The organism is Cycloclasticus zancles 78-ME, from assembly GCF_000442595.1.
In the GTDB taxonomy this organism is placed as follows: domain Bacteria; phylum Pseudomonadota; class Gammaproteobacteria; order Methylococcales; family Cycloclasticaceae; genus Cycloclasticus; species Cycloclasticus pugetii.
In genome coordinates this window covers 1,610,576-1,633,705 of record NC_021917.1, presented here as the reverse complement: position 1 = coordinate 1,633,705, position 23,130 = coordinate 1,610,576, and the positions used below count along the sequence as shown (strand labels likewise).

The window sequence follows — 23,130 nt, the reverse complement described above, 5'->3', positions numbered from 1 at the left end:
CGTTATTAAAGACTGTGAAGAGGTTAACGAATTGACATTTAAAATTGCTTTTGTCGGGCTTGGTGCAATGGGGCAAGCTATTGTTTCTAGAATTATACAGGCTGGCCATAGCGTTACGGTTCATGACTTATCCGCTCAAGCTGTTAACGCGATGGTTGAGAAAGGAGCAACAGCGCTTGAACAAGGTGTGCCGTTAGGTTGCGATAAAAACCTCGTGTTTGTCAGTGTGTCTCATGCCGATATCATGGAAAAGTTGATCTGTGAAGAAGGTGGTTTGTTAGATGGCATGGATGAGGGAGGCATTATTGTTGATTTAGGCACAACGCCCAGCGGGCAGTGTCGGCAGTTAGCAAAACTGGCCAGTGCTAAAGGTAAAGTTTTTTTAGATGCTCCTGTTAGTGGTTCAACGCCTTGGGCTGATGCTGGTACCTTGGCCATGATGGTCGGTGGTGAAGAGCAAAGCTATCAGCGAGTGCGGCCGATCCTATCCTCATTTGCTAATAAAATTCACTATTTAGGTGGGTCGGGTAATGGGCAATTACTAAAATTGTGTCACCAGTTGACCTTTGTTTCTACCATAACAGGCATATCGGAAGCCATTGCTTTGGCCGAAGCGCACGGGCTTAAGGCTAAAATGGTTCTTGATGTATTGGCAGATTGCGTTGCGCCGAGGCATGTTATTGACTTTATGCTGCCGATGGCTGAAAACGAGCGTTTTGACCAAGGGCGTGGAACCTTAAAACTAGGCCATAAAGACCTACAAGCAGTTAAGCAAAGTGCCGAAGATGTCAGTTTAAAACTACCGCTCGCTGAAGAACTGTTGGGTTATATGGATAAGGCAATGAAAGAGGGTTGGCAAGATGCTGACTTGTTTGCTTTGGTTGATATGGCAAGAGATGAGTTTTATGCAACGATGAAAAGCCGCTAAGAAAAGACCTGTTTTAGATAAACAGGTTAAATGTTTATATGCTGACGTAAAGCCTCTAAATCTAGAATAGTAATTGTTTTGCCTTGTACCTCAATCAGGCCATCGCGTGTTAATTGTTTTAAAATTCTAGAAAAGGTTTCAGGCCGTACGGATAGGCGTGACGCTAGGGTTGCCTTTGGTGCTGTCCATTGTATTTTATAAGGGGATAGGGCATCGTTAGTGATGCCTTGGAGCATAAATTGAACAACACGCATGGTAGCATTTTGTAGGGTTAGCTGATCAATCTCCTGAATACTTCCATGTAAGCGTTGACTCATTTTAGCCAGTATTTTTAAACAAGTGGCGGGTGACTGATCGAGTAGTTTAAGAAACGTACTCATTTTAATTTGTATCAGTTGGCAGTCACTAATCGCTTGCGCATGCACTGGATAATGTTGAAAGTTCATAAACATTACTGCTTCAGCAAATGTTTGTCCTGGACGAATTAATTCGATCACTTTTTCCTCACCATTGGCAGAGAGGCGATACAGTTTAATCTCGCCGGCCTGTAAATAATAAAAGTACTTGGCCGGGTCTTGCTGGTGAAATAAATGGTTCCCATCGTTGAGTGAAAGCGTGCTAGTCGCCGTTTCAATTTGACTAAATTGTTGCTCATTAAAGCTGGCAAATAATAAATGTTGGCGTAATGAAGTCATGTTTTTTAGGTTTCTTGATGTAGGTCAATTACAACGGAAGGAGCGCTGCCTAGAATTCGCCACACATGTAAAAGACAAAGGAGACTAACATGTTTTGTTATCAATGCGAACAAACAGCACATTCAAAGAAAAATGGTATTGGCTGCCAAACAGCGCAAGGGGTTTGCGGTAAAGATGCCACCACTGCTGATTTACAGGATTTAATGACTTATAGCGTTAAAGGCATTGCGCAATATGCAAAGTTGGCTCGTGAGTTAGGCCACACAGACAATGAAGCAGATGTTTTTATTTTATATGGGTTATTTACGACCTTAACCAATGTTAACTTTAATGCAGATCGTTTTGTTGAGCTCATTGCTGAAGCTAAACAAATACGAGATCGTCTTAGGGAAGCGTATGAACATGCCGCCGTAGAACAAAATGTACCTATTGAAACGCCAGAAGGGCCAGCAGTGTGGGAGCCAGCGACGGTTAAAGCAGGTTTGTTGTTGCAGGTTGAACACGCAGCGATTGATAAAGACTTAGACATTGTTGGAGAAGATATTGTTGGTTTACGTGCCATGATGCTTTATGGCCTTAAAGGTGTAGCGGCATATTGCTACCATGCGCATGTTTTAGGTTACCAAAATGAAGAAGTTTTTGAGCGCATTGAAAAAGCGTTAGATTTGTTAGCGAACGAACCAACTGATGCAGAGCTTCTACTCGGAGGTTGTCTAGAAGTAGGGGCTATTAACCTAAAAGTAATGGAATTACTGGATGCGGCTAATACCGGTCAATTTGGTGCTCAAGAAGCGGGTGCAGCAAGAACAACGGCGGTTAAAGGGAAAGCCATTTTAGTCAGTGGGCATGATATGCAAGACCTTTATGACTTGCTTGAACAAACCAAAGATACGGGTATTAATATTTACACTCATGGAGAAATGTTGCCTGCTCATGCCTATCCAAAGCTAAAAGCATATCCTCACTTAATTGGTAATTATGGCACGGCTTGGCAAAACCAACATGTGGAATTTGCTGCCTTTCCAGGTGCCATCATCATGACATCAAACTGTTTAATTGAGCCACAAGATTCTTATAAAGATAGAATTTTTACTGCTGGACCGGTCGGTTGGCCTGGGGTACCACATCTGGAACATGGTGATTTTACCTTGGCGATTGAAGCGGCTAAAGCAGCCGAAGGTTTTACCGAAGATGAAGAAGAAAAATCAGTGATGGTTGGCTTTGGTCGTCATACCGTATTGAGTGTTGCAGACAAAGTGGTTGAAGCGGTTAAAAGCGGCGATATTAGTCATTTCTTTGTAGTCGGTGGTTGTGACGGTGCGGCCCCCGGTCGTAATTACTACACAGAGCTGGTTGAGCAAACACCCGATGATACCGTTGTTTTAACATTAGGCTGTGGTAAATACCGTTTCAATGATCAGGACTTAGGCGATATCGGTGGTATCCCTCGTTTATTAGATGTTGGCCAATGTAATGACACATACTCGGCTATTCAAATTGCCTTGGCATTGGCTAAAGAGTTTGACTGTGGCGTTAATGATTTACCACTATCTTATATGGTTTCATGGTTTGAACAAAAAGCGGTTGCGGTTTTACTGAGCTTGTTATCATTGGGTATAAAAGGCATTCACCTAGGGCCAACATTGCCCGGTTTTATCACCCCCAATCTTCTTAATATTCTTGTAGAAACGTTTGATATTAAACCGAATGGTGTGGCCTCAGAAGATTTAGCAAAAGCATTGGCTCAACAAGCCGCTTAATATTTAACTAATAACATTCTGATTAAAAAAGAGCGCCTAGAGCGCTCTTTTTTATATTAATAACCATTGATGTCACTGATGAATCGAGATGGCTTGTATAAGAAAAAATCACCAGCGGTGAATCTGATCTAGATCATTTAATAAGAAAATAGTGCTCTAAAACAAGGCTTGGCGAGAAAGCCAAAATAAAAAATTGATTAGGGTCAGTTTAATTAATAGGCGTAGCAGATAGAGTCACGTTTTTCGACATGATAATAAAAGTTAGATCATTTCACAGGAGATAAGATGAAGCCAGTTAATAAATTAATCCAACAAGACGGTGCGATTCAAGATCGTGCGATATTTTGGGATGAGGACATTTACCAAAAAGAGATGGAAGAAATTTTTGCTCGATGTTGGTTGTTTTTAACACATGAATCAATCATTCCCGATGAGGGTGATTATCAGTCGACAATGATGGGTGAGGACTCTGTTGTTGTTGCACGCCAGAAAGACGGCAGTATTAAAGCATTTGTAAACTCATGTACACATCGTGGTAATGCCGTTTGTTTTTCAGATGGTGGTAATGCTAAATCATTTACCTGCCCATACCATGGCTGGGTGTTTGGTATGGATGGTAACCTTGTTGATGTACCTTTAGAAAAACAGGCCTATCATAATGAAATTGATAAGGATGCCTTACACCTTAAGAAAATAAGGGTAGAGAGTTATAAAGGCTTTGTCTTTGGTACATTTGATGATGAAGCGCCATCACTAAAAGATTACTTAGGTGGAATGGCTTGGTATATGGATTCATTTATGGACGTGCCCGGTGGCTGTGAGCTAATCGGCCCTCCGATGAAATCTATTCTAGATTGCAACTGGAAAAACCCAACAGAGAACTTTATTGGGGATGGCTACCATGTCGGTTGGGCACATGCGTCCGCGTTAGAAATAGCAGGTGGCCCATTAGCCATTGCCAAAGGTAATGCCGTTTATGATGCTGAAACATCCGGGTTGCAAGTTACCGTACCTGAAGGTCATGGGTTCGGTGTTATTTGGGAAGGCGCGGCTGCGCTTCATGGCGGCCCTGTTTTTGAAGCCTATCAAAAATGGTTGGATGACAGATCGCCACTGATTAGAGAAAAAATGGGTGAGCACCGTGAGAAGTTTTACCGTGGGCACTGGGATGCTGCAATTTTTCCTAATTGTTCATTTTTATACGGCACAAATACTTTCAAAATGTGGCAACCACGTGGCCCGCATAGTATTGAGGTGCTGACATGGACCTTAGTTGAAAAAGAAATGCCCGATCAGCTTAAACAAATGATACATACCGATAATATGCTGACCTTTGGTACAGCGGGTATTCTTGAAAGTGATGATGGTGAGAATATGGAGCAATGCACACAAACTAATCGTGGCTATTCTACACGTCAAGGGACGCTTTATCTTGGTATGGGAAAAGGGCATGAATACCTTGATCCTGAGTTACCCGGTTTGGTTAGTAAAGGATGGGTTAACGAAGCACCTCAACGAGGCATGTATCGTCGATGGGCAGAGTTTATGGAAGGTAAACCTTGGAGTGAATTGTCAACGACGGCTCAATTAGAGCAAAAAAAAGTAGGGGGCTAAAATGAGCAATAAACAACAAGCAGGACAAAGCGTTGATCAATCTACTCACTTTGAAGTTGAGCGTTTTTTAGTACAAGAAGCAAGAGCCTTGGATGAAGAGCGATTTGATGATTGGCTTGGAAATATGCTATGTAAAGATATTAGCTACCAGCTACCAACTCAAGAAGTGCGCTATCGCCGTGACAACAAGGTATTGGGCAATTCCCAAACAACATATTTATATAATGATGACTACGGCATGTTGAGTATGCGTGTGGCAAGAATGGCGACAGGCATTGTATGGGCTGAGGACCCTAGGGTCCGTAATCGTCGTATTATCAGTAATATAGATGCTCAATGGTCTGAGGCCGACGACGAAATTGATGTGCGTTCTGCCTTTATTTTATTTCGTAGTCGTATGCAAAGGGACCAAGCAACACATTACGGTATTCGGATGGATAAATTAAGAAAAGAAAAGGGTAACTGGAAACTAGCATCAAGGGTGATTACCTTAGATCAACGTGTTGTGCTTGACAAAAATATTCACTGTTTCTTTTAGTAAGCCGCCCGTTTAATTCAACTTTACCAACCACCAGCCTAGTTAATATAGGCTGGTGGTTTTTTTAATAACTTTTTTTGGAATGCTCCATAGTAAGGTTAGAACATTCTTGCAAAGCCTCTAAATCTACAATGTGAATCTCTTTATTCATTTTATGAATACAGTTTTTATCAACCAGTTTAGTAAAGGCACGGCTGGTTGTTTCGTTGGCAAGTCCCAAGTAGCTTCCAATATCTTGACGAGACATCGGTAATTGAAAGTCTAATTGGTACTGATCAGATCGGCTGGTACGTTTGGATAAGGTTAATAGAAAAGTCGCTAATCTCGCAACAGCAGTGTGTTGAGACAGACAATTAAAAAAGTCTTGGCCAGAAGCCAACGACAAACTAAATAGGTTGATAGCCCAGTCAGACAAAGCGGGTGTATATTTTCTTAATTCGGCCAGCTCCTGATAATTTACCCTGCAAAGCCTACTGTCTGTGAGTGTTTTGGCGGTGTTTAGGTAGCGCCTTTTTGAAATACTTTCAAGACCCACGATATCTCCAGGCATGTAAAAACCTGTAATATTTTCATCCCCCTTAGAGTTAGTAATATAGGTTTTTAACGCACCAGATTTAACAATATATAAGGCCTGAAAGTTGCTACCTTGATGGTATATATTTCGATGCCGAGGGTATTGCTTAGTGGGCGATACAATTTTATCGAGTTTATGAATATTATGCTCAGCAAAGGCGCTGGGTATACAGGTGTTTGCTAATGAGCAATCCTTACAATCTTCAGGCATAAAAGTATACTGTTTTACAATTTGACAATGAATTTCATCACACTCTTGATCTATTAGCAATTGATAATATAGCTTGCTTATCTTTTAATCTCTATCTATTAACAATTTGTTTACAATAAGGTTATAACAAACATCAAAAACACTTCAGGTTAGAACAAGGAATGAAAATATGTTTAATATAGTAAGGCTACTTTTGCCGTTAGCATTTTTATTGGGGCTAACAGCTTGCTTAGAAACCGAGCAGCAAACACAAAAAAATAATGCCAATGAAGAGCTATCGTCCTTGGTTCAATTAGATGTTTTTAAAAGTCCCACCTGTCAATGTTGTGATGGTTGGGTAAGCCACGCAAAGCAACATGGTTTTATATCGACAACGCATCATCCGCTAGATTTAAATGAACTTAAATCAAAATGGGGAGTTGCCCCGCAGTACCAGTCTTGTCATACGGCGGTATCAAAAGAAGGTTATGTTTTTGAAGGGCATATTCCAGCGCAGGTAATACAACGTTTTTTAGCTGAAAAACCTGCTAATGCATTAGGTCTTGCTGTTCCTGGAATGCCGATTGGAAGTCCGGGAATGGAAATGGGTGACCGACGTGACGATTATGATGTTTTATTGCTGAAAAAAGATGGTGGCTCACAAGTTTATGCACGTATTCGTGCAAATAGTTAGTTTCAATGTATTCACGTCCATTAGGTGCTGCTGTGCTTATTTGTTGCCTTATGCTCACCTAGCGCCATACATGGGCGTTACTTGGACACAGGTGTACGGTAAAAGAGCAGATCATGCAAAAGAAGTTGGCTATCAGTTTTAATTGAATGATTAACGCAGTACTGATATATAGCTTAAATTAAAACTTTAGCCAGCAGACATTGATGAGAGTAATGCATTCACCTGCGCAGTAGACGTTGGGCGAACCACGCGAGCTAATTCCACACCATCTTTTAATAAAATTAACGTAGGCCAGCGTCTAACTTTAAAGGTGCGGCCTAAAGCCAAATCTTTACCGTCATAAACCTTAACGTGCGCAAATTGAAGCGGTTTTAAGGTTTGCTCAATGGCAGATTGTGCCGCTTTGCAATGCTCGCACCATGGGGCTCCAAATTCTAAAAAGGCATAGCCGGACAGTTGGCTAATGTCTTCTAAAATCGGGTTATCTTCAGCGTATAGAGGGTTAAACCCTATTTGACTAGCTTGCATAATGATGGCCTTTTTTAACGAGTTAGTCGAAAAGTTTAATTCTACACCTTATGCCAAAACATGCGCGGCATAAGCGGTGGTAAAGGCGGTTTCTTGAAACACTTTTAATCCAGTATCAGGAAAGCTTATTGGTAAACGGTTTTCAGATAGAGCTAACTTAATTTCTTTTTGAGATAGCATTATTACATCAAGTGTATCAATCAACTGAATAGTTGCTTCTAATTTAAAACCAATGGGGCCACCGGCAAATTTGCCTTTTAAAGCACGCTTTTTAATGGCCACCTTGTTAATGCCATAGTCGGCCATCAATTTAGCAAAAGTTTTTTGGAAGTGTCGTAAGTCATCAGTAGAATGCCCCTTTGGCAAACTTACTTTACGGACTCGACAATCGGGTAAATTAAACGTTTGCTGTTCAAATTGAAGGAAACAAATAACAGCATCATTAGCAGAGAGTTCTACACCACAAATTTTCATAAATAATTTTTAGTTGTTTGAAATAATGTGTGACAGATTAGCATTTTTAGCTTGTATGGTCTTGTTAGATACATACGTTGCAGGCGATTCATATCACGTTGATTGGCGTTATAGGTAAGGTGGTATGTTTAGATATCAAAGGCTAATAAAAGACGATATTGAAAATCATTTTCTTGACTCTCACCGTTCGCTAATGAGTCATAGTCATTAACAAACCCTACTTTTAGATTCAAATTATTAATATCTGCTAGGCCAATTTTCCAATTGAGTTCTGTTAAATTTCTAAACTCGCCTAATTTATCCAAATTTGGGTATAGGCTGTTTTTAAACTCTACCGAATGATGTTTACTAATAGCCCAAAAACTTTCAAGCCCCAAAAGTGCTTCTGGTGTCCAGTCATCATTGTCACCACCAAACTCTTTACTCACACCTAGGCCTGTTCTACCAATAAGTGACCAAGCGTCTTTTTTTATTAATTGGCTACCTACACCGGCCGATAGGTCAATTTGGTGATCCCAATCTTCGAACTCATCCCAGTCATATCGACCCTTTATAAAAGAAAAGTGGGGTGTTGATGGGTTAAGAAAATCTCTTGTAAATTGAGCAAAAAAATCACTTTTTGTCGTTTCAGTATCATCGCTACCATTGTTATATACACTGGATACCGACCAACGTCTTGTTGTGTTTGAAAAATCCCCATTCACACCAATATGAATATCCATATCTTGTGTATTACCTTCATTGCCATTAATCCCTAGTTCAGCGGATCTTTTCCAGTCTTTAAAAAAGCCGGTACCTAATAGGCCGTTATCTTTTTTATCGACTATTTTTTCTTCGCTCACTACAGCTGGTTTAATGTTGGACGAAGGGATAGTTACTAAGCCTAAAATAGGGTGAGAAAGGGTGACTTGTCCATTTTCTGTTTTAATAACATCACCGTTCAAGGTGTCGCCATTGAGTAATTTAATTTCAGTAGCGATTGCGGATTGGAAAAAAGCTAAGCTCAGCAGAAAGATAAAAGGCTTCATAAAATAATAATTAGATAGGGTAGAAAAACAGGTTAAACAAGAATAGTTTTGCTTGATAGGGGGCGCTATGGCCACGTGTGTTTATTGCAAACCGATTATTATAAACAAAGTTGATTTAGTTTTGCGTATTGGAGAAGCATAATAGTTTTGGCATCAACGATATCGCCTGTTGCGATCATTTGATATGCCGCTTCAAAATTAAGCTCTAAGACTTCAATGTTTTCTTGTTCATGCGCGAGTCCTCCGCCTTCACTTATTTTCATTTGCGGTGTGTATTCAGCAATAAAAAAATGCAGTATTTCAGTCACTGCGCCTGGGGACATATAGGCTTGAAAAATTTTCTTAACCGTTTTAACACTGTATCCAGTTTCTTCCTCAATTTCTTTTTTTATACATATTTCTGGTTCGTCGCCGTCTAACAAACCTGCACAGGTTTCAATGAGAAGGCCGTCATTATTGCCATTTAAATAACTGGGTAAACGAAACTGTCTAGTAAGAATAACGCTCTGTTTTGCTGCACTATAGAGCAGTACCGTAGCACCATTACCTCGGTCATAAACCTCACGCTGATGTTGCTCCCATTGACCGTTTTCTTTTTGGAAATCGAAGGTATATTTATTCAATGTATACCAGTTATCGGATAGTAATTTTTTACTTAAATTTTTAATACTCTGAATCATAATATCGAGGGGTATAGATATTTATTTGGCTGTTACTCATTATATTGCAATGTCGCAAGGTGTTCTTGCCGAGTAGGTAAGCTGTGAGTTTATAAATAAGGGGTAAAAAGCCACCAAAAGGCATCCCAAGCTTTTATTACAAAAGAGCGTTTATTGAGTTTTTGGGGCGTTATTTCAATGGCTTGTTGTTTATCGTTGTTTATAATTTTGGCCATTGATTGAGCAAAATCAGCATCAAATATTTCGACATTAAGTTCAAAATTTAATCGCAAACTACGAGAGTCAATATTAGCCGATCCAATTTGGCAATAATGATCGTCTATTAGTAACAGTTTTGAATGCACAAAAGGGCTGGGCTGATAATAAATTTTTACGCCATAGGCTAGAAAATGGCGCATGTTATTTCGCATCGCCCAATGTATATAAGGTTGGTTATTATGGACCGGCAATAATATTGAAACATCTACACCTCTAAGTGCAGCAGACTGTAAAGCAATAATCAGCCCATTAGGCGGTAAAAAATAGGGTGTCACCAGTGTAATACTCGATTGAGCACTGTTAAGAGCGCTAATCATTACTTTTGTTAATACATTTATATTAATGCCCGGACCATCACTGATAGCGCGACAGGATGATTGTCCGTATGTGTTAATGTCATAGTACTTGCTTGGTAGCTTTTCACCACAGGCGTAAAACCAGTCATTCTCAAATATTTGACCGATTTGTTGTACAACAGGGCCTTTCAAGCTAAACATAAAATCTTTAGTTGCCCTGTTAGGCTGGCACGTTTGTACTAAATGACATTGGCGGATATTCATTCCGCCCGTAAACGCATGTTTTCCGTCACATAATAAAATTTTGCGGTGGTTACGCAGGTTAAGTGTAAAGCGCGGTAACATTTTTCCTATGGGTAAAAAGGTAAGTGTCGTTACACCACGAGCAACTAGAGCCTTTCTAGTTTGACCGAGACTGTACCAAGAACCTACACCATCAAGTAACACACGAACATCAACACCACGTTCCACAGCATCAGCCAGTGCATCGATAAACTGTTCACCAACACCGTTAGACTCAAAAATGTACATGGATAAATAAACCCACTCAGTTGCTTCATGAATACTTTTTAACATCGCTGGGTAAGCATTCTCACCCTGACTAAGAATCTGTATTTGGTTGCCTTCGCTTAAGGGTAGTCCGGTAACAGCCAAACTAAGACGTTGATGAGGTGATAAAGGTCTGCTTTTTTTATCAACAGAGGTAATAGGTTTGGGAGTAGTGCTAAGTGAGGTATCAGCAACTGCGCCTAGTGATAAAACTTTATTGTGAGCGCGGTTTATTCCTAAAACAAGGTAGAGAATAGGGCCAACAAATGGAAGAGAAAAGCAGGTAATAATCCAAAGTAGTGATGACCTAGGATCGTTTTTATTCATCAGTGCATGTAAAGCCGTTGAAACCGACAACATAATTAGTAGCAGTTGGATCAGCCAGTTTAGAGTTAGCCAAAAAGTAATCATATTTTTCTTAACGAGAGGCGATGAAAATTAGCCGAGACTGATTAGTCTACGCTGATTTTTTAAAGTCACAAATCAACTTGCCGATGCTTACTAATCTTTAAAAATTAGGTAGCCCCCAGCGGCTAACATAAAACTACCGGCTGTTTTTCTAACCACGTTATCAAACTTATTAGCGGATGCAACAGCAACTATTTTAGCGGCTGAAAACGCATATAGAATTTTTACACTAGCCAGGCTAATAATCATAATAGAAATTAAAATTAGAATATCTGGGGTTTGAACGGTAGACAGATTAACGAATACAGGTAAGAAACTAGCGTAAAAAATAATGGCTTTAATATCGCCCAAAGTTAATATTAAGCCTGCAGCGAAACTAGCGAATAAATTTTGTTGTTTAACGCTTTTATCAACTGATATTGAGCTAGCACCGTTGGACGTGATGAGCGTATAACCTAACCAAAGTAGGTAAGCGGCTCCGAGGTATTTAATAACCATAAATAAGCTACCCAAGGTGTCAGCCACAACCGACAAACCAACAATAGCCAGTAGAATAAATATCAAATCACCCAGAATGATGCCGGCAGTTACAGCAACACCGTTGGCTACACCAAATGTGGCTGAGCGCGTAACAACTAAAGCAACACTTGCACTGGGTAAAGCTGCCAGCGCAACCATCATGCCGAATAGAGTAATAATCTCAATAATGCTCATTCTTTTTGCCTATTGATTGTGCTGGTTATTTATTAGCCGCCAACTGACTAATAAAGATGATAGAAACGGCTTCTTTTATATGTGAGTTTACAGGCTCAAGTATTTCAATAAGCTCAAGCTTATTAAGCTTAAACAGGGCTTTCCATGTTTCTAATGTTCTAAAGTACCAAGGTGGTGGGTTTGTAAACTGCTGATTAAAGCCAGCCCAAGTGCCTTTTCGCCACCCATCCTGGTATTTAACATGTCCGCAGCCGTTAATAGGGTGGATAGTTTGAATAATAAAATAACCTTGCTCATTTAGAACATGTGGTATGCAGTTAAAAACATGATTAACAGATTCATTACCTAATAATGAAAAGTTACAAACAGCCACATCAAATTTTTCTTTAATAACACGTTGGCTTAACTGCTCATAAGGTATTAGCTTAAAGATACCGCCGCCCAGTCTGTTAGCCTCATCAACAAGGCCGGGCACAACATCTATTCCAAGGGTGGTAATACCCGAATCACTTAGCCTTCTAGCTAACCAACCCTCGCCACAGCCAATATCTAATACAGTTTTAGGCTTTTTTTGTAAAATAGTGTCGGTGATTGCCTTATTTGTAAGCAGCGTTCTGCTTGCTATTTCATTATCACGAATAGCAACAACCCATGGTTTTGCATTTTGTAACCACGAATTAATGATATGTTTGTCAGAAAAGTTATCATCCATATTGAAAAGGGGTAGCGTTTCACCTCATTTATATTCTCATAGGAGAGCTAACATTGTGCTGTGTTACACAACACTGTCAATAGGTATTAGAAGCAGGGTGGTTTGAACGGGGGAATAATTGAAGAATTTGCTATACGTTGATTCCCGCATATTAATATGAGTGGGCCACAGAGACCGTTGAGGTCAGCCCAGCTTCAAGCAAACTTGTTGCTGTACCGGCCGTATACGGTACAGAGTCTGATAAAATAAAAATGAGCGATGAACAGCTTGTTTGGAGATTAGACCACAGCAACAATTCAACACCAGCTAGTAGCGAGCTTTTAGCATTAGCAAAAAAATACGGTGCTGATCTTGACTCTGCAACGCCTGGTATGTGCTTCCATGAACATACACTACCAGCTAAGTTTGAAAATTTGACAGAGCAAGTTTTAACAGCAGAGGCATCTGAAACAGTTAAAACAATTCCAACAACCTACCGTACCGTTGAAAAAACCGTTCTTGTTAGTGAAGCGTCAAGCAAAATCATTCAAGTACCTGCTATCTTTAAAACTGTATCAGAAAAAGTACTTGTTAAGCCTGCACACATCATCTGGAAGAAAGGCACTGGCCCAATCCAGCGTATTGATTCTGCCACCGGTGAGATTATGTGCTTAGTTGAAGTACCTGCAGAATATAAAACAGTCAGCAAGAGTGTACTTGCAACACCAGCCACCACTAAAACGGTTGAGATTCCTGCTCAGTATAAAACTGCCTCGGTCCAAGAAGTGGTTAAACCAGCATCAGAATTACGTACAGCAATACCTGCAAAATACGATACGCTAACAAAAACAAATCAAGTGACTGCTGCAACGTTCACTTGGCATGAGATTCATAATAAAAAGCATCCTACTTCTTCACGAACAGGACAAAAGGTATGTTTAACAAAAACGCCTGCTACGTTTAAAACAGTAACTAGACAAGTTGTTAAAACACCTGCAACAACTCGTGAAGTTACCATTCCTGCACAGTTTAAAACGATTAAAGTACGTAAACTAGCTTCACCAGCAACTGAAAAACGAATCGCCATTCCTGCGACATATAAAACAGTTACTCACCAAGAGTTAGTTATCGATGGCTTTATGCAATGGCGCTCTATCTTATGTGAAACCAACATGACTCAAGGTCGTATTTCAAAAATTCAATCTGCGTTAAAAGCAAAAGGCTTCAACCCTGGCAGAATTGATGGCGTGATTGGTGCAGAAACAATCGCTGCAGTTAATGCATTTCAATCAGCTAATAAACTACCCGTCGATAAGTATCTGAATGTTGAAACAGTAAAGGCGTTAGGTGTATCTGTAAAATAACAATGTAATATTAACGATAAAAAACCCGCTACGGCGGGTTTTTTTATACCTTTCTAAAATCAATGGATCAGGCTATATGGGGTTTGTCTGTAAACCGTTTATATCTCCCTTATTAATACTGTAGTTATAGCTATAAGTGATACAAAGAGCTTAATATTTCCACAGTACATTTAAAGTTACTAATAACTCTCCTGAAAAGCTAACGAAGCCAATAAGCAGATGCCAAAAGATGCAGAGCGAAGCGGCGCAGCTTTTGGCAGCCCGAGTTAATTTGCCTTGTTAAGTGATTGCTCTGCTGGGTTGGTTTGTAAGAGCACCAACCTAAACTCCCCATAATCTTTAGCCAAAATCATCTTGACTGGTACGATAGAAATTAGTAGTCCTATTATCATGCCGATTAGTGTTGTAATAAATTGTATGGTTTGACTAGAAACTCCCACAATTGCTAGTATGAATCCAATAATAAAGCCGATGACACCCCCAATTATCATTGCAACTATGATTGCAATGATATTTCTCCAGAGATACGCCCACCATACTTTTGCTGCTCGTTTCCAAGTTACTTCGAGTTCCATTCTTTTCTCCTTTTTGATTCACCTAACAGTGTTAATAAGCAAAACCAATTATCCGCGTATTACTTGCTCTATGCGGATAGTACTTCCATGTATTTTGATATTAAAGACATAAATATGGGTATTACCATGTGCACCAAATACCCTTAACTCAGAGTTTAGGGTGTTTACTCAAAGGGATCAATGTTTAAAATAAACTAATCAAAATAAGAAGTGGTTTTAAACCACTTGCCCTGCACACCAACCTGAAGACCAAGCCCACTGAAAGTTATAACCGCCCAGCCAGCCGGTAACATCGACTACTTCGCCCACAAAATATAACCCTGTTGAGTAATTTGATTCCATGGTTTTTGAAGATAACTCATCACAATTAACGCCACCCAGTGTTACCTCTGCGGTTCTATAGCCTTCGGTGCTGTTGGGTTTTATTTGCCATTGGTGTAGTTGCTTGCTAATAGTTTTAAAGCGATCGTGCGAGATGGATTGCAGCGGTTGGTTTAGGAGTTGTTCATCAAGTAAGGCGGCGATAAATCGTTTGGGTAAATGCTCAGCTAATATGGTTTTTAAATGTGTTTTGGCTTGTGTTTGTTGCTTTGTTTTTAGAAGTGTTTCTATGTCTACATCGGGCAGTAGATTAATGCTGAGCGTTTCGCCAGCGTGCCAGTACGATGATATTTGTAAAATGGCTGGGCCGCTTAAACCACGATGGGTTAGTAGGATATTTTCTCTAAAGCTGTTGCGCTCATTACTCACCACGCACTCTATGGCAATGCCAGAAAGCTCGGCTAGCCAAGCTTTATCGTCCGGTTGTAGGGTAAACGGTACTAGCCCTGCAGTCGTTGGGTGAACAGTATGCCCAAAACGTTTGGCTATGTTATAACCAAAGCCTGTTGCGCCCATTTTAGGAATGGATAAGCCACCGCTAGCAATCACGACCGATTCTGCACTGTAATCGTCTAGAGATGTGTTGATGATATAGTGGTCATTTTCTTTGTGAATGTTTTCTATACTGCAATTAAGGCGAATGTCTACCCCTGCATGAGCACATTCTGATAGCAACATATTGAGAATGTCTTTAGCGCTATCATCGCAAAATAATTGCCCGTGGCTACGTTCGTGATAGGGGATGTTGTAGTCGCACACCAGCGCAATAAAATCCCATTGTGTGTATCGACTAAGCGCTGATTTACAAAAGTGCGGGTTATGGGAAATATAATTGTCTGCACTGATATCCATATTGGTGAAGTTACAGCGCCCACCACCGGACATGAGTATTTTTTTACCCGCCTTATTTGCATGGTCTAATACCACCACATTGCGGCCACGTTTGCCGGCTTCTATTGCGCACATTAAACCAGAAGCGCTGGCACCAATAATAAGAACATCGACGGGTTTATTCATGATGCGAATAGAAAGGTTTAGTTAGAATGGAGAACATTTGTAATGTTGGTGGTTGAATCATGAGATGGTTGCCCCCAATGTTTATAACGGATTAGAAATAAATATTGGGTCCGGTAAACGCAATATTGTATAAAACTCAGCATTAAAAAGGATAAATAAACCATGGTAGAAAGTAGTTTACGCGATTCTAAAGCGGTTATTCAGCAACTTAAAGAGACGATCAGCAAGCAGATTATTGGCCAAGACGTATTAGTAGAAAGAATGTTAGTTGCCTTGTTAGCAGATGGCCATATTTTAGTTGAAGGGGCTCCTGGGCTTGCTAAAACGCGTGCCATTAATGTGTTGAGTAAAGGGATTGAAGCAGACTTTCACCGGGTTCAGTTTACACCAGATTTATTGCCCTCAGATTTAACCGGTACGGATATTTATCGACCACAGCAGGGTACGTTTGAGTTTCAAAAAGGGCCTTTATTTCATAATCTAGTATTAGCGGATGAAATAAACCGTGCGCCTGCAAAAGTTCAAGCCGCTTTATTAGAAGCTATGGCAGAACGACAAATTACTGTTGGTGGTGCCAGTTATCAGTTACCCAGTTTATTTATGGTAATGGCTACGCAAAACCCATTGGAACAAGAAGGCACTTATCCTTTGCCTGAGGCACAACTAGACCGGTTTTTACTGCATGTAAAAATAGATTACCCTAAGGCAGTACATGAAAAAGAGATTTTACATTTAGCCCGCCGCGAGGAAAAAGGCGGTGATACTAAAAAAGCAACAAGCGAGCCGATAACACAGCAACAGTTATTTGCAGCACGTCAGGAAATATTAGACGTGTATATGAGTGACGAACTGGAAGATTATCTGTTGCAATTGATATTAGCAACACGTGAACCGGCTGCTTATGGTGATGATCTAGCTGCTTGGGTTCAATACGGGGCTAGTCCAAGAGCGAGCATTGCGCTTGACCGTTGTTCTAGAGCCAAAGCGTGGTTGAATCAACGTGATTTTGTTACCCCGGAAGATATTCAAAATATTGCCTACGATGTATTACGACATCGTTTAATTATGTCTTATGAAGCCGAAGCAGAGGGCATTACAGCCGATAGGTTTATTAAAGAATTAATTAATAGAGTTGCTGTGCCTTAAATGAAGCAGGCTGTTTTACAAAACGAACGGGTTTCTGTTCAGTTAAAACCCATGGTCGATTTAGCGAAAAAGGCGGGGCTGTTAAAAACTCGTCGGCATCGTATACAGTCGGCCCAAAATGGCGGGTATGTGTCACGTTTTAAAGGCCGTGGAATGGAGTTTGATGAAGTGCGTTTGTATCAAGCAGGGGATGATATCCGTAGTATTGACTGGCGAGTGACTGCTCGTACGAATAAAACACACAGCAAAATATTTCGTGAAGAACGTGAACGACCCATTTTTATTTCTGTTGATTTACGACCCACTATGAATTTTGCAACACGCGGTGTGTTCAAATCGGTACAAGCGTCTAAAGTGGCTGCCTTAGTAGCGTGGGCTGCTCAGTTAAATGGCGATAGAGTAGGCGGTCAGGTTTTTAATCAGCACGGTTGCCAAGAGTTAAAGCCAGCCAATGGCCGCTCAGCTGTTTTACATTTTTTAAATGCGTTGGTTAAACCTACATTATCGATAACAGAGTCTTTCTCGTTAGAGCAAATTCTTAACCGCTTAATGCAACATGCCAGACCTGGTAGCTTGGTATATATTGTTAGTGATTTTCGTGGCTTAAATAATCATGTTGAAAAACAGTTATCTAAATTAGCTAAACACTGCGAACTTCAATTAGTACATATTTATGATCCGCTAGAAAGCTATTTGCCAAGCAGAGGGTGCTATCGTTTTACTAATGGTAAACAGGAAACAGTACTGGATACTGGCGATAACCAGCGGGTATTAGCCTATCAACAACATTTTAAAAACAGGCAACAACAGTTAACAACATTGTGTAAAAAATGGCGAATTTCACTGCTTGAATGTAGCACCGTTGATGATCCATATGAGGTGTTAAGTTAATGAATGAAGCACTGCCCTTAAAAGACATTCATTTACCCGCTGAGGTTAGCTGGTGGCCACCTGCTTTAGGTTGGTGGCTTGTTTTACTGGTTGTTGTTGTGGCTTTGGTTTGTGCTTGGTGGTTGTATAAAAAATTAACACGTCGTACGGCGATTAAAGCAGCATCAGCCTTATTGGTTGATATAAAGCAATCCAAATACAACGATGAATTAAACACACTTAAACAATTATCTATGTGTCTGCGTCGTGTTTCTATCAGTGTGAATCCGCGCAATAAGACGGCAGGTTTAACGGGTAAAGACTGGTTGGAGTATCTAGATCAATCGGTAGACGGTACGCCATTTAGTACCGGTATAGGACGTTATTTATCTGAAGCGCCTTATCGGCAGACAGCGCCAGAAGACATAGAAATAGATGACTTAATTGAATTGTGTGAATGTTGGTTAAAGAGGCAACACCAATGATTCATATCGAGTGGCCTCAATTATTTTTATTATTACCGTTGCCATTGCTATACCGCTGGCTTTTGCCGGCTTATACAGCAGATACACAAGCGGCCCTAAAAATCCCTTTTATAGAAGATTTTGGTGAGGCTAAGGCACGGTATAGCTCAGCAAAACAGCCTTGGCTTTTGTGGTTGGCTGTTATCGCGTGGGTGTTATTAGTGTTGGCGTCTGCTCGACCACAATGGCTGGGTGAGCCTATTGAACAAGCAGTGAGTGGACGTGACTTAATGCTGGCGGTAGATGTATCTGGCAGTATGAAAGAGGAAGATTTTGTTATTGAAAACACCCGTGTGGATCGCTTAACAGCTACCAAATATGTGGCAACAGACTTTATTGAGCGACGCATCGGCGATCGGTTAGGGTTAATATTGTTTGGCACTACAGCCTATTTGCAAACACCTTTAACCTTTGACCGTAAGACAGTTGCAACGTTATTAGACGAAGCATTTATTGGTATTACTGATGATGAGCCGGCAACCTCTATTGGGGATGCAATTGGTTTAGCTGTTAAACATTTGAAGGATGAGCAAGCAAACAGTCGAGTGCTAGTTCTGCTAACAGATGGAGCGAATACAGCGGGTGAAATTACCCCCCTTCAAGCTGCAAAATTGGCAGCTGACCAGCAACTTAAAATTTATACCATTGGGATTGGTGCAGATGAAATGTTGGTACGCAGTTTTTTTGGTAACCGTAAAGTTAATCCATCACGTGATCTTGATGAAAAAACCCTTACGGCCATTGCAGAGGCAACAAATGGTCAATATTTTCGTGCGCGCAGCAAAGAAGAGCTAGAGCAGATATATGAGCTGTTAGATCAACTAGAACCTGTTGAGAAAAATAAGCAATTTTATCGCCCCATGAGTGAACTATACCCTTGGCCATTAGCGCTAAGTTTATTGTTATTGGGCATTATTACTGTGATTCGTTTGAGGCTTATATGAACTGGGCAGACTTTCATTTTATAAGACCTTATTTTTTATTGGCGTTGATTCCGGCGCTGGCTTTAATGTTTGTATCGGTTAAAAACACACTGGCTAAAGGTGAATGGGCCGATGTGTGTGATGCAGCCTTATTGCCGTTTATTTTAGAAGATAAACAATCGTCTAAAAGTTATTGGGTAGTCGGGGCTTTATCAATGGCCGTTTTATTATCAATTGTTGCACTGGCAGGCCCAACATGGGAACGCTTAGAAACACCTGCATTTCGTAATGATGCGGCGTTGGTTATTGCCTTAGACCTTTCGCAAACCATGAATGCGACTGATATAAAACCCAGCCGTTTAGTGCGTGCCCGCTATAAAATTGCAGATATTTTAAGACAAAGAAAAGACGGACTGACGGCCTTGGTGGTGTATTCAGCAGATGCGTTTACCGTTACGCCATTAACTAGCGATGTGGCAACGATTGAGAACCAGCTGAATGCCTTAGAAAGCAGTTTAATGCCACGGCAAGGTAAAGATACACAAGCGGCTTTAACGTTGGCCGTTAATCTTTTACAACAAGCCGGTCAAAAGCAGGGTAATATTTTTCTTATAACCGATGGTATTAAGCAACCGGCAAAAACATTAGAAAAAGAGCTGGGCGATTATGTTGTCTCTATTTTGGGGGTTGGAACAGCTGCTGGTGGCCCGGTTAAACAAGCTGGTGGTGGTTTCTTAAAAGATAATCAAGGGAATATTATTATTGCCAAATTAAACGCTAAAGAACTTGCATCGTTAGCGAGCCGTTCAGGCGGGCACTACGGAACAATGACGGCTGATGATAGTGATATTAAAGCAATGTTATCTAGCCTAGAACGGCCGGTGTTAGATGAACTTGCTAATGATAATAATGGACTGATTGAGCAATGGAATGATAGGGGCGTTTGGTTGCTATTGTTGGTCTTGCCATTGGCTGCCTTTGGTTTTAGGAAAGGGCTACTAATAGGGTTGGTTTTTATTATTATGCCACTGGCCGAAAACAGTTATGCGGTGGAATGGGACGCGCTTTGGTTGAATAAAAATCAGCAAGCAAAACAGCTATTTGAAGAAAAAAAGTTTCAGCAAGCAGCAGAAAAATTCACCTCACCAGAGTGGAAAGCAGCGGCTCAATATAAAGCAGGTGAGTACCAACAAGCTGTAGAGCAACTTGAAGGAATTGAAACAGCAGAGAGTCTGTATAACAAAGGCAATAGCCTAGCAAAATCGGGTCAATTAAATGAAGCAAAACAGGCGTATGAGCAATCGTTAAAATTAAACCCTGATAATGAAGATGCACTACATAATTTGAAACTGATTGAAGAGGCTCAAAACAAATCACAGCCTAAAGGTGATCAAGGTCAAGACAAACAGCAAGAGGGAGAGGGTAACTCTAAAAACGCCGAACAAGCAGATCAGCTATCCAATACACAACCAGCCGATAATAAGGACGATTCGTCCAACGAGTCTAAAGAGGCAGCGCAAGATCAGGCTGCTGAGTCATCAACGTCAGCTAATCAGGAATCGTCTGCAGAAAATACCGAGGAGGAAAGCAGGCCGAACGACAGTAAAGAGGTGGGTGAGCAGCAGCAAGCGGCAACGGCAGAGCTTTCTAATGAAGAACAACAAGCGGCTGAGCAATGGTTAAAACGTATTCAAGATGACCCTGCGGCATTATTAAAACGAAAATTTAAGTATCAATATGGTCAACGACAGCTACAACGTTAAGAAAAAGGCAGCAATGATGAAAAATAACCTGTTGAAATACTTTGTTTTAATATCAGTTTTTCTAGTTAGCACGCATAGTATTGCGCTTGATATAAATGTCTCTGTTGATAGAAATCCAGTCAGTATTAACGAATCTTTTAAGTTAATTTTTAGTATGGAGGAGTCGCCTGATGATGATCCGGACTTTAGCCCATTGGATGATAAGTTTGAGGTGTTAAATCAACAAAAAAGCAGTCAATCTTCTTGGGTTAATGGCCGATCAACAAAGTCTATTTCTTGGACCTTAGATGTCATGGCAAAACAGACCGGTCCACAACAAATTCCGGCTATATCATTTGGTGATGATGTATCAAAAGCGCTGAGCATTACGGTTTTAGCAAACAGCACAAGCGATAAAGTGGACATTGATGATGACCTATATTTACAAGTAGAGGTTTCGCCAGAGCAGCCTTATGTTCAGTCTCAATTATTGTATACCGTACGTTTATTCCAGCGTGTGCAAATTTCAAAAGCATCACTTTCTGAACCAACAATCGACAATGCCATCGTTGAAAAAATAGGTGAAGATAAGCAGTATAACAAGCAGTTAAATGGGGTTAATTATTCGGTTTTCGAACGTAAATATGCCATTTTTCCTCAACAAAGCGGGCCATTAACAATTCCACCCACGGTATTAACAGCACAAGTGGTTACCGGTGCCGGTCGGTCATGGAATGGCAGTCTGTTTAATACTCAACGTACAAAAACTAAACGGGTTCAATCAAAAGCAGTTAATGTTGATGTGCAACCTGCGCCAGCAAGCTTTACAGGTGAGCATTGGTTGGCTGCCAAAAGTGTTCATTTACAACAAACTTGGTCAAACGACGAGTTAAGCGTAACAGTAGGGGAGCCGTTAACTAGAACGTTAACAATGTTGGCGAGAGGTGTAACGGCCAGTCAACTACCAGAGTTAAATACTGATACAGCGTCTTCGCAGCTTAAAGTGTATCCAGATCAGCCCTTGTTAAGAATCCAAAGCGAAGAAGACGGCGTTATAGCGTTGAGAGAACAAAAAGCAGCTATTATTCCTGCTAAGGCTGGGGACTATACATTACCCGCTATAGAGGTGCCTTGGTTCAATACAATAACAGGGCGTATTGAAACAGCCGTTATTCCAGAAATGACCATTACTGCCGTTGCGCTTGAATCGGTCGAAATACCGCAGGTTATAGCCACAGAGCCTAATCAAAAATTAGTTACTGAGATAGACAGGCTTGATCAGGCAGCAACGGTTAATACCACAGAGCATTATTGGAAATGGTTAGCTATTATATTTGCAATAGCTTGGTTAATTACTCTTGTGTGGGTGGTTATAAAGGGACGGTTTAGACGTTCTTCAAGCTCTTCAATAGACGAAGAAAATAGCTCAGTGAAAAAAGCGATTAAAGACCTGCAACAAGCCTGTAAAGCGAATGATCCTAAAGAGTCAAAAAAGGCGTTAATAACTTGGGGCTTTGTACAATTTAACAGCAAAGAACTTGATCAAATAAGCCGGTATTGCAGCAAAGAATTACAAGCAGAAATTGAACAGCTTAATCAGGCGCTGTATTCAAACAATGATATTGAATGGAAAGGTGAGGATTTGGCAGGCTTGGTTAATGAACATAGTCAGCGCTTGCAAAAAAGAGATAAAAAAGCCGAGGGTTTAGAACCGCTTCATAAACTATAGGTCTAATAAATTAAATATTTATCATATAGTTAAAAGATTTTTGTAATGTAATATATTATATTTATTTATTGTTAAAATTTAGAAAATTTGTTGACTGAATTAAGGCAAGGCTAAGTTTAAATGAGCGTGTATAAAGTTAAATTACTTACAACTTAACCACTTTTGCAGCTTAACCAGACTGCGGCTCTAATTAAATTATCTGCTATAAAAAAGGCCCCAGACGGGGCCTTTATATTGTTGA

General features: G+C 40.4%; 23 protein-coding genes. 12 read left to right on the top strand and 11 right to left on the bottom strand.

Annotated elements, in window-relative coordinates:
- Window positions 1-31 precede the first annotated feature (31 nt).
- Window positions 32-928: an NAD(P)-dependent oxidoreductase gene (locus tag CYCME_RS07890; protein WP_020932708.1), complete on the top strand. Its 897-nt coding sequence runs from the start codon at window positions 32-34 to the stop codon at window positions 926-928.
- 26 nt (window positions 929-954) lie between these two features.
- On the opposite strand, the gene CYCME_RS07885 is transcribed toward CYCME_RS07890, so the two are convergent.
- Complete coding sequence (locus tag CYCME_RS07885) at window positions 955-1,623, bottom strand: Crp/Fnr family transcriptional regulator (protein WP_016389428.1); 669 nt, start codon at window positions 1,621-1,623, stop codon at window positions 955-957.
- An 89-nt stretch (window positions 1,624-1,712) separates the two neighbouring features.
- Between CYCME_RS07885 and hcp the strand changes: the two genes are divergently transcribed.
- The 3 genes from hcp (at window position 1,713) to CYCME_RS07870 (ending at window position 5,535) form a co-directional block, all read left to right on the top strand.
- Complete coding sequence (hcp, locus tag CYCME_RS07880; RefSeq protein WP_020162084.1) at window positions 1,713-3,383, top strand: hydroxylamine reductase; 1,671 nt, start codon at window positions 1,713-1,715, stop codon at window positions 3,381-3,383.
- Between the two features lie 285 nt (window positions 3,384-3,668).
- A complete protein-coding gene (locus CYCME_RS07875; protein ID WP_016389425.1) occupies window positions 3,669-4,997 on the top strand; it encodes an aromatic ring-hydroxylating oxygenase subunit alpha in 1,329 nt (442 codons plus the stop codon).
- Window position 4,998: 1 nt separating this feature from the next.
- A complete protein-coding gene (locus CYCME_RS07870; protein WP_015005787.1) occupies window positions 4,999-5,535 on the top strand; it encodes an aromatic-ring-hydroxylating dioxygenase subunit beta in 537 nt (178 codons plus the stop codon).
- 64 nt (window positions 5,536-5,599) lie between these two features.
- Here CYCME_RS07870 and CYCME_RS07865 read toward each other — a convergent pair whose 3' ends face one another.
- The gene (locus tag CYCME_RS07865; RefSeq protein WP_016389423.1) at window positions 5,600-6,319 is read right to left on the bottom strand and encodes a Crp/Fnr family transcriptional regulator; all 720 of its coding nucleotides are present in this window, start codon (window positions 6,317-6,319) and stop codon (window positions 5,600-5,602) included.
- A 169-nt stretch (window positions 6,320-6,488) separates the two neighbouring features.
- On the opposite strand from CYCME_RS07865, the gene CYCME_RS07860 reads away from it, so the two are divergent.
- Window positions 6,489-6,992: a DUF411 domain-containing protein gene (locus CYCME_RS07860; protein WP_016389422.1), complete on the top strand. Its 504-nt coding sequence runs from the start codon at window positions 6,489-6,491 to the stop codon at window positions 6,990-6,992.
- Window positions 6,993-7,178: 186 nt separating this feature from the next.
- Here CYCME_RS07860 and CYCME_RS07855 read toward each other — a convergent pair whose 3' ends face one another.
- From CYCME_RS07855 to CYCME_RS07825, 7 genes are all read right to left on the bottom strand, one after another.
- Complete coding sequence (locus CYCME_RS07855; protein WP_020932707.1) at window positions 7,179-7,520, bottom strand: thioredoxin family protein; 342 nt, start codon at window positions 7,518-7,520, stop codon at window positions 7,179-7,181.
- Between the two features lie 48 nt (window positions 7,521-7,568).
- Complete coding sequence (locus CYCME_RS07850; protein WP_020932706.1) at window positions 7,569-7,994, bottom strand: DUF3010 family protein; 426 nt, start codon at window positions 7,992-7,994, stop codon at window positions 7,569-7,571.
- Window positions 7,995-8,122: 128 nt separating this feature from the next.
- Window positions 8,123-9,022, bottom strand: coding sequence for a DUF481 domain-containing protein (locus CYCME_RS07845; RefSeq protein WP_020932705.1), 900 nt, complete (start codon window positions 9,020-9,022; stop codon window positions 8,123-8,125).
- Between the two features lie 98 nt (window positions 9,023-9,120).
- Window positions 9,121-9,702, bottom strand: a complete 582-nt coding sequence (gene nudK, locus CYCME_RS07840) for a GDP-mannose pyrophosphatase NudK (protein WP_016389414.1) — start codon at window positions 9,700-9,702, stop codon at window positions 9,121-9,123.
- A gap of 89 nt (window positions 9,703-9,791) precedes the next feature.
- Window positions 9,792-11,216 (bottom strand): cardiolipin synthase, encoded by a 1,425-nt coding sequence (cls, locus tag CYCME_RS07835; protein ID WP_020932704.1) that lies wholly within the window; start codon window positions 11,214-11,216, stop codon window positions 9,792-9,794.
- Between the two features lie 90 nt (window positions 11,217-11,306).
- Window positions 11,307-11,927 carry a LysE family translocator gene (locus CYCME_RS07830; RefSeq protein WP_015005795.1) on the bottom strand — a complete coding sequence of 207 codons (621 nt, stop codon included), beginning with the start codon at window positions 11,925-11,927 and terminating at the stop codon, window positions 11,307-11,309.
- Between the two features lie 25 nt (window positions 11,928-11,952).
- Window positions 11,953-12,639, bottom strand: coding sequence for a class I SAM-dependent methyltransferase (locus CYCME_RS07825; RefSeq protein ID WP_015005796.1), 687 nt, complete (start codon window positions 12,637-12,639; stop codon window positions 11,953-11,955).
- A gap of 251 nt (window positions 12,640-12,890) precedes the next feature.
- Here CYCME_RS07825 and CYCME_RS07820 point away from each other — a divergent pair, with 251 nt between their 5' ends.
- Entirely contained in the window at window positions 12,891-13,982 is a 1,092-nt protein-coding gene (locus CYCME_RS07820) for a peptidoglycan-binding domain-containing protein (RefSeq protein WP_015005797.1), read from the top strand.
- A gap of 266 nt (window positions 13,983-14,248) precedes the next feature.
- Here CYCME_RS07820 and CYCME_RS07815 read toward each other — a convergent pair whose 3' ends face one another.
- Both CYCME_RS07815 and CYCME_RS07810 read right to left on the bottom strand, forming a co-directional pair.
- Entirely contained in the window at window positions 14,249-14,557 is a 309-nt protein-coding gene (locus CYCME_RS07815) for a hypothetical protein (RefSeq protein WP_015005798.1), read from the bottom strand.
- Between the two features lie 216 nt (window positions 14,558-14,773).
- On the bottom strand, window positions 14,774-15,955 hold the full coding sequence (locus CYCME_RS07810) for an NAD(P)/FAD-dependent oxidoreductase (protein ID WP_015005799.1): 1,182 nt from the start codon (window positions 15,953-15,955) through the stop codon (window positions 14,774-14,776).
- A gap of 162 nt (window positions 15,956-16,117) precedes the next feature.
- Here CYCME_RS07810 and CYCME_RS07805 point away from each other — a divergent pair, with 162 nt between their 5' ends.
- From CYCME_RS07805 to CYCME_RS07780, 6 genes are read left to right on the top strand one after another with little or no spacing between them, the layout of a single operon-like run.
- Window positions 16,118-17,101, top strand: a complete 984-nt coding sequence (locus CYCME_RS07805) for an AAA family ATPase (RefSeq protein WP_020932703.1) — start codon at window positions 16,118-16,120, stop codon at window positions 17,099-17,101.
- Window positions 17,102-17,992, top strand: a complete 891-nt coding sequence (locus tag CYCME_RS07800) for a DUF58 domain-containing protein (protein ID WP_020932702.1) — start codon at window positions 17,102-17,104, stop codon at window positions 17,990-17,992. It begins immediately after the preceding gene.
- Window positions 17,992-18,456 (top strand): DUF4381 domain-containing protein, encoded by a 465-nt coding sequence (locus tag CYCME_RS07795; RefSeq protein WP_020932701.1) that lies wholly within the window; start codon window positions 17,992-17,994, stop codon window positions 18,454-18,456. Before CYCME_RS07800 ends, CYCME_RS07795 begins: the two co-directional genes overlap by 1 nt.
- Window positions 18,453-19,439 carry a vWA domain-containing protein gene (locus tag CYCME_RS07790; RefSeq protein WP_015005803.1) on the top strand — a complete coding sequence of 329 codons (987 nt, stop codon included), beginning with the start codon at window positions 18,453-18,455 and terminating at the stop codon, window positions 19,437-19,439. The genes CYCME_RS07795 and CYCME_RS07790 overlap by 4 nt, the downstream gene beginning before the upstream one ends.
- On the top strand, window positions 19,436-21,181 hold the full coding sequence (locus tag CYCME_RS07785) for a VWA domain-containing protein (RefSeq protein WP_015005804.1): 1,746 nt from the start codon (window positions 19,436-19,438) through the stop codon (window positions 21,179-21,181). Before CYCME_RS07790 ends, CYCME_RS07785 begins: the two co-directional genes overlap by 4 nt.
- Window positions 21,156-22,889, top strand: a complete 1,734-nt coding sequence (locus CYCME_RS07780) for a BatD family protein (RefSeq protein WP_015005805.1) — start codon at window positions 21,156-21,158, stop codon at window positions 22,887-22,889. The genes CYCME_RS07785 and CYCME_RS07780 overlap by 26 nt, the downstream gene beginning before the upstream one ends.
- Window positions 22,890-23,130: the final 241 nt, after the last annotated feature.